This window comes from Azospirillum sp. RU38E, from assembly GCF_900188385.1.
Lineage (GTDB): Bacteria > Pseudomonadota > Alphaproteobacteria > Azospirillales > Azospirillaceae > Niveispirillum.
This window is the reverse complement of record NZ_FZOI01000041.1, coordinates 1-7,592: the sequence shown is the minus strand read 5'-3', so window position 1 is coordinate 7,592 and position 7,592 is coordinate 1. Positions and strand designations below refer to the sequence as shown.

At 64.2% G+C, this 7,592-nt stretch carries 1 protein-coding gene; it reads right to left on the bottom strand.

Annotated elements, in window-relative coordinates:
- On the bottom strand, positions 1 to 7,592 hold a 7,592-nt coding region (locus CHB97_RS25325), incomplete at both ends, for an autotransporter-associated beta strand repeat-containing protein (RefSeq protein WP_200820132.1).

The following is a 7,592-nucleotide window of genomic DNA, read 5'->3' as shown; positions in this document are numbered from 1 at the left end:
GCCTTGGTCAGCGCCCCGCTGCCACTGATCACCCCCGACAGGGTGGCATCGGCATCTGCGCGGATGGTGCCCCCCCCGCTCAGGGACACCTCATTGGCCAGGGTTGTCGCGCCGGTGATGATCAGGCTGGTTGCGCTCCTCAGGGTCACCGCCCCTGTGCCCAACCGGTCGGCGCTGTCGATCGACAGCGCACCGTTGCTCACGTCCATGTTCCAGGCCGAGCCGCTGCTGGTTGCGGTGGCCAGCGTCAAGGTACCGCCACCGGCCTTGGTCAGGGTGTTGGTCCCCCCTGCAATGGCGCCCGACAGCGTTACGGCATTGGTGTTGGTGATGGTGCTGTTGCCGGTCAGGCTGATGGCCTTGCTCAGCGTGACATCGCTGCCGGTCACGGCCAACGTGCCGGTGTTCAAGGTCAGGGTGCCGCCGGTCAAATTGCTGCCATCGGCCACCGACAGGGTGCCGGAGGAGATATTGAGGTTGGTGCTGTTGCTGCTGCTGTTGCTGCCGCTCAGCACCACGGTGCCGTTATTCACCTTGTAGGCGGTGAAGGCACCACCCAGCGTGCCGCTGATGGTCAGCGTGGTCCCGCTGCTGGCCGACAGCCGTGCATCAGCAGTCAGGGTCACATTGCCGGTCAGCGTGGCGCTGCCGCTGGTGATCTGCACACCACCAACGCCGCCCAGGGAAACGGCTTCGGCCACGCTTACCCCATTGGCCAGTTCCAGCGTGCCGGAACTGCCGGTCATGGTATTGCCCGCAATGCTACCCAGCGCGCTATTGTGCCCGGCCACCAGCGTGCCCTGATTGATGCTGGTCGTGCCGCCATAGCTGTTGGCGCCGGTCAGGGTCAGTGTGCCGGTACCGGTCTTGGTAAGATTGCCGTCGCCGGAGATCACCCCCGACAGGGTCAGGGCATTGGCATTGCTGACCGTGCCGTGATTGACGTCCAGGGTAATGGCATTGTCGATGGTGACGTCGCTGCCCGTGACGGTCAGGGTACCGCCATTCAGCGTGAGCGCCCCCGTCCCCAGATTGGCATCAGCCCCAACCGACAGGGTACCATCCCGCACGGTGGTGCTGCCGCCATAGCTGTTGGTACCCGACAGGGTCAGGGTACCGGTGCCCGTCTTGGTCAGATTGCCAGCACCGCTGATCACCCCCGACAGGGTGACGGCGCCGCTATTGCTGACCGTGCCGCCATCGCTGCCCAGGCTGAACGCATTGTCGATGGTCGTTGACCCGGTCACCGACAGCGTGCCGCCATCCAGGGTGACAGTACCACCCACCAGATTGCTATCTGCCGCCACCGACACCGTGCCATCCGCAACCGTCAGGCCCAGCGTATAGCTGCCAGCCACACCCGCCGCCGCGTTGCCGCTGTTGGACAGCGTCAGCGTACCGCTACCATTCTTGGTGATGGTGCGGTTGCCCGTCGCATTGCTATCGAGCGAAACCAAGCCCGACAGGGTGACATCGCCATCGACGCTGATCCCGTTGGTGCCTGTGCCGCCGACAATGACCGCCGTGGCAAAAGTGCCATCGCCGGTGATCTTCAGGGTGGGCGAGCTGTTGTTAAGGGTAATGCCAGAGGTCGCCAGGGTGCGCGTGGCGGCCAGTTCGAAGATACCCCCATTCAGGGTGGTGGCGCCGGTATAGGTGGCGTCGGCCCCGATCACCAGCGTACCGGAACCGGACTTGTTCAGGCTGCGGGCGCTTCCCGTCTCACTGATCGCCGTGGTCAGGGTGACGACGGCGCCGTCAGCGATGTCAATCGTCGATTCCGGCGCATTGAGCGTGATGTCGTTGTTGATGGTGGTGGTCTGGGTGATGCTCAGCGTACCGCCACTCAGCGTAACGTCCTCACCGCCCAGGTTATCGCTGCTGGCCACCGACAAGGTTCCGGCGAGCACCGCCACATCCCACTCACCGTCGCTGTTATTGCTGTTGGTCAGCGTCAGGGTGCCCGCACCCGTCTTGCTCAATTCATAATTGTCGTCATCCGTCGAAATTTTACCCGACAAGGTTGCCGACTGGGCGACATCAATGCTGCTATCGTCAAGCAGTTCAATGTTGTTGCTCAATGTTACCGCATCCGCGGTGATCGCCAGGGTGCCACCATCCAGATCAATCTTTCCGGTGCCGAGATTGCCGGCATCGGCGATGCGCAAGGTGCCATCGTTGATTCTGGTCCGCCAATTGCTGGCGCTATTGCTGCTATTGGTCAGGGTCAGGACACCATCCCCGGATTTTGACAACCGGCCATTGGTGCCGCTGATGGTGCCCGACAGAACCACCGCATTGTTGTTGCTTATTGTGCCGCTGCCCAGGGTGATGGCGTTGGCGATCACCACCTCATTGCTGGCATCAACAACCAGCGTGCCGCTGGTCAAAACAAGGGTGCCGGCGCTGATATTGTTGGCCGCAGAGATGCGCAGGAACCCGCTGAGCAAACTGGTGCTGCCGGTGTAGCTGTTGCTGCCAGACAACAGGATCGTGTTGGCGCCATTACTGTGGGACGCGTCAATGCTCAACCCTTGTGCGCCGCCCGTCTCGGCAATCGTGCCGGAGAAGGTGATCGTTGAACCAAACACCGTATCGGTCGGGTCGGTCGCCACCAGCGTGGCTGCACCCGCCAGGGTGATGTTGTTGGCAAAGGTTCGGCTGTCGCCGGTTACCCGCAGCGTGGTGTCCGCCCCCAATCTCAAGGCCCCGGACCCCAGCGTGCTGGTGCCGGTGACTGTCACCGTGCCTTCATTCAGATTAACGGCCCCCGTCAGCGCCGAGGCATTGGACACGGACAACGTGCCCGTCCCGACCTTGGTCAGCGCCCCGCTGCCGCTGATCGCCCCCGACAGGGTGACCGCCGCAGCGGTGCTGATCGTGCTGGCAGACGAAATGGTAACCGCATTGTCGATGGTCGTCGCCCCGGTGACGGAGAGGGTGCCGCCATCCAGCGTTACCGTACCGCCCAACAGATTGGCATCCGCCGCTACGGCCAGGGTGCCGGCCGAAACCGTCATCCCGCCCGTGCCGGTCTGCGTGCCGCCAAGCGTGAGCGTACCCGCGCCGGCCTTGGTCAGATTGCCCGCACCGGAGATGACCCCCGACAGGGTGACCGCCGCACTGTTATCAATGGTGCCGGTGGAGGAAATGCTGATGGTGTTATCGATGGTGGTGGCCCCGGTCACGGCCAGCGTGCCACCATCCAGGGTCAGCGCGCCGCCCAACAGATTGGCGTCTGCCGCCACCGACAAGGTACCGGCGGAGACGGTCATGGTGCCCGTGCCGGTATTGCTGCCCGACAGGGTCAGGGTGCCGCTGCCCACCTTGGTCACGGCGCTGGTGCCGGAGACGGTGCCCGAGAGGGTCAGTCCGCCGCCCGTCCCGACACCGATCGTGGTGTCGGCCGCGAGAGTAACCTGCCCGCTTACCGTGCCGGTACCCGACGCGAGCGTAAGGGCCCCGGCCCCGCTGATCCCGCTGCCGGCGATGGTCAGCGCCTCGGTCAGTGTCACCCCGTCGGCGATGCGCAGGCTGGCACCGTCGGTTACCGTGGTCGAGCCTGCATCGGTGCCCAGTGCGCTGTTGCTGCCGGCCGCCAGCGTGCCGGCCGACACGGTGGTCGTCCCGGTATAGGTGTTGCTGCCGGTCAGTGAGAGTTCACCGGTCCCGGTCTTGGTGAAGGTGCCGGAACCGCCGATGACGCCGGAGAGGGTGACGATAGACGAAGTACCGCCAGTGACGTCGATCGTGCCGCCATTTGCCCCAAGGGAGAGCGCATTATCGATCGTTTTGGCGCCTGTCCCGGTCACGGCCAGCGTGCCGCCGTTCAGCGTTACCGCGCCGGCGACCAGATTGTCGTCGCCAGCCACCGAAACGGCCCCCGCCGATACGGTAAGGCCGAGACTGTAAGTGTTGGAGCCGGATGTACGGATGCCAGCTGCAGCGTTGCCGGAATTGCTCAAAGTCAGCGTGCCGCTGCCAGTCTTGGTCAGGGTGCGGTTGTTGGTGGCAAGGCTGTCCAGTGACACGACACCGGACAGGGTGACGTTGCCATCGACGCTGATGCTGTTGGTACCGGCGCCACGCACAGAGATGGGCGTGGCGAAGCTGCCGCTGCCGGTGATCTTCAAGGTCGGGTTGGCGGTGCCCAGGGTGATGACGGAGGTGGCCAGGGTGCGGGTCACCGCCAGTTCCAAGGTACCGAGGTTCACATTGGTGGCCCCGGTGTAGGTGGCGTCTGCCGCGAGCACCAGGGTGCCCAGGCCGGCTTTGCTCAGGCCTCGGCTGCCGCCGGTCTCACTGATCACCCCGGTCAGGGTGGCCGTTTTGCCGGTATCAACGGAGATGGCTGCGGCTCCAACCGAGGGGTTCAGGATGATGGCGTTATCGATGGTTGCGGTGTCGGTGATGCTCAAAGTGCCCCCGACGATGACTGCACCAGTGCCCAGGTTGCTGTCGGCGCTGACGTTCAGCCTGCCTTCCGAGATGCTTGTCGTGCCGGTATAGCTGTTGGTACCGCTGAGGGTCAGCTCTTCAACACCGGTTTTGACGAGGTCGCCGGATCCCGCGATGTTCCCCGACAACACCACCACACCCGTGGTCTCTATGGTACCATGCCCGCTGCCCAGCGTGATGGCGTTGGTGAGCGTGGCGGTGGTCGAGTAATCCGGGGTGATGCGCAGCGTGCCGCCATCAAGGTTCAGGGTGGCGCTGCTGATGTTGCTGGCGTTGTTGATCGCCAGCGTGCCGCCCGTTACCGCCGTGCTGCCGGTGTAGCTGTTGCTGCCGCTCAGCGTCAGCGTGCCCGCCCCGGTTTTGGTCAGATTGCCCGACCCGGCCAGGATGCTGCTGATGGTGGCGGCATCGCTGGTGCCATTGCTGATGCTGAGCGCGCCGGCTAGATTGATGGTGCTGCCGGCGATGGTCAGCCCGTTGGCCAGATCCAGGTCCAGCGTCTCGCTGGCACCGGCCGTGACGGCGCTACCCAGGGTGATGGTGCTGCCATCCGCCAGCTTTACCTTGATCGTGTCGGCACCGGACTGCGCTGCGCCACGGGCCAGGGCTTCGCGCAGCGAGAAGCCGTCGGCGGCATCGCCGTCGGCATCGTCGCTGTTATTATCCACATAGATCGTGCTGCTGGTGACCGACACGTCCGCCTGAGTGCTGGCGCCATTATCGTCGGTTGCCGTGATGCGGATCGTGGCATCCCCATAGGGGGTGTCATTGCTGTAACCGATCGAGCGTACCAGCGCCTGGGCACGGGCATTGGTGGTATTGGCATCAAAGGTGAAGATCAGCGTGCCCGTGGCGCTGGTATAGGTCCAGGTGGCGAACTGGGTCGCGCCATCGGAAACCGTACCATTGCTGTCGCTGCCCTGGGTGATGCTGCCGGTGAAGCTCAGCCCCTGGGTCGTCAACAGTTTGAACACATCATGGGCATTGCCGTCCGCCGCGCCTGCGCCGGTGACCCGGTGCAGGTTGAGACTGCCGCCATTCCAGCCATTTTCCGGATCAGTCAGCGTGGCACCGATGGTCGCCAGCCCATTGGCCGCATCGGCCAGGCTGACGACATTGCCGGTGCCGGCATCGCTGCCATTCAGATCCAGGCCGGGGGGCGCATTGTCCCGCAGGGTCAGGTCATTGCCCGTCCCCCCCAGATAGCTGACCAGAACCTGCCGGCTGTTGGAGCTGTAGAAGCCACCTTCTGCCACCGTGCCGGCAAGCGTGCCGCTGATGGCGGTCGTGCCCTGCACATCAATGACCCGGAACGTATTGCCGGTGCTGGATGCCGTATAGTTGAGGTCAAAGGCGCTGGTGGCGCCCAGTGTCAGATCGCCGGTGACCACCACCTGATCATATTCGGTGCCGACCGTGGGCCCGGCCAGATCCAGCTTCAGGGTGCCGTTGAGCGCCAGATTACCATGGATGGTCAGCGTGCCGGGCGAATTGCCGGGCGACAAAATACCGCCCTGGTCGATCGTGACCGCGCTGCTGCCATTACCGATGCTGCCGGTGCCACCCAGGGTGCCACCAGACGCCACGGTCACATTGCCGGCGTTGGCCATGGTGCCATTCACCAGCATCGTGCCGCCGCTGACGGTCACCGCCCCGGCGAAGCTGCTGGTCCCGCCGACGGTCAAGGTGCCAGTACCCGTCTTGGTCAGGTCATTGCCGGATGTGCCGGCAATACCGCCGCTCAAGGTCACCGTCTTATCGGCGGCGATATTCACCGCGGCGTCACCGTTCAGGGTGAGGGCATTGTCGATGGTTGTATCATCGCTGACATTCAATGCTGCGCCATCGGCCAGATAAATCATCCCGTTCAGCAGCACATCATCACTTGCCACCTGAAGGATGCCGCCATTGACATAGACGGCGCCGGTTACCGCCGCCTCATTGGCGGTATTGGCAAGGATCAGTATGCCGGCACCTTCCTTGATCAGGTCAGCGCCGTTATCCCCATCATCATCCAGCGTCCCGCTCAGCGTTGCCGTCTTGCCAGTGCCGACGCTGACGGTACCCGTGCCGCGCAGGATGACGATGCTGTTGTCATAGTTCCCGGTCTCGGTCAGGCTGAGCGTGCCGCCATTCAGCTGTATTGCGCCGCTGCCGAGGTTGCTGTCAGCGGCAATGGCCAGCGTTCCCGCGGTAATGCGGGTGACAAAGGGCGCGCTGCTGTTGTCGCCCGACAGGGTCAAGGTGCCGGTGCCAGTCTTTTCCACACGTGCGTCGGCAGTGTCGGCCGTGAAGGTGCCGGAGAATTCCGTGCTCTGGTCATTATCGCCCACTGTCAGCACGCCGCTGTTCAGCATGACGGTACCCGCCCCGGAGAGGGAGCCGATTGCCTCATTCTCCCCAAACAGGTCAAGGGTAGCACCGGCTGCAACCGTCACGGCACTGGTGTCCGCGATGGCCCCGCCGCTGTGTGCGACCGTCAAGGTGCCCGCCGAAATCGTCGTCGCCCCGGTATAGCTGTTGTCGCCAGACAGGCTCAGTTCACCCGTCCCGGCCTTGGTAAAGCCACCGGTAGAGGAAGCACCATCGGCGATGGTGCCAGCGAAGATGGTGTTGGTCGACTGGTTGACGGTGAGGGTGGCGTTGTTGTTCAGGGTGATGGCGTTGGTGCTGGACCCACTCAGCGCGCCGATGGTCTCAGAAGCATCCAGGATCAGCGCGGCCGTGCCCGTCAGGGTGACGGCATTGCTGTCCTTGACCGCCGCACCGCCCTGGAGCTTGACCGTGCCAGCCCGGATGGCCAGCCCGCCATCCCAATTGCCAGTGCCGGACAGCACCAGAGTGCTGCCGGCACCCGTATGGATAAGGGCGTAGCCGGTGGTATTGTCAGTCACGCCACCCGACAGGGTGAGCGTGCTACCCGATCCGGCCGCCAGTGTGGTGTTGGCGGAGAGGGTGACCTGCCCGCTCAGCGTGGCCGACCCGGTCAGGAGCAGGATGGCCCCGCTGGCATTGGCACCCGCCCCCCCAACGGTGATGGCATCGGCGATAGTGACCCCGTCACTGAGCGCCAGCGAAGCGTCGGCGGCGATCGTCACCCCGCCCGCTGAGGTGCCAAATGCACTGTCCTTGGC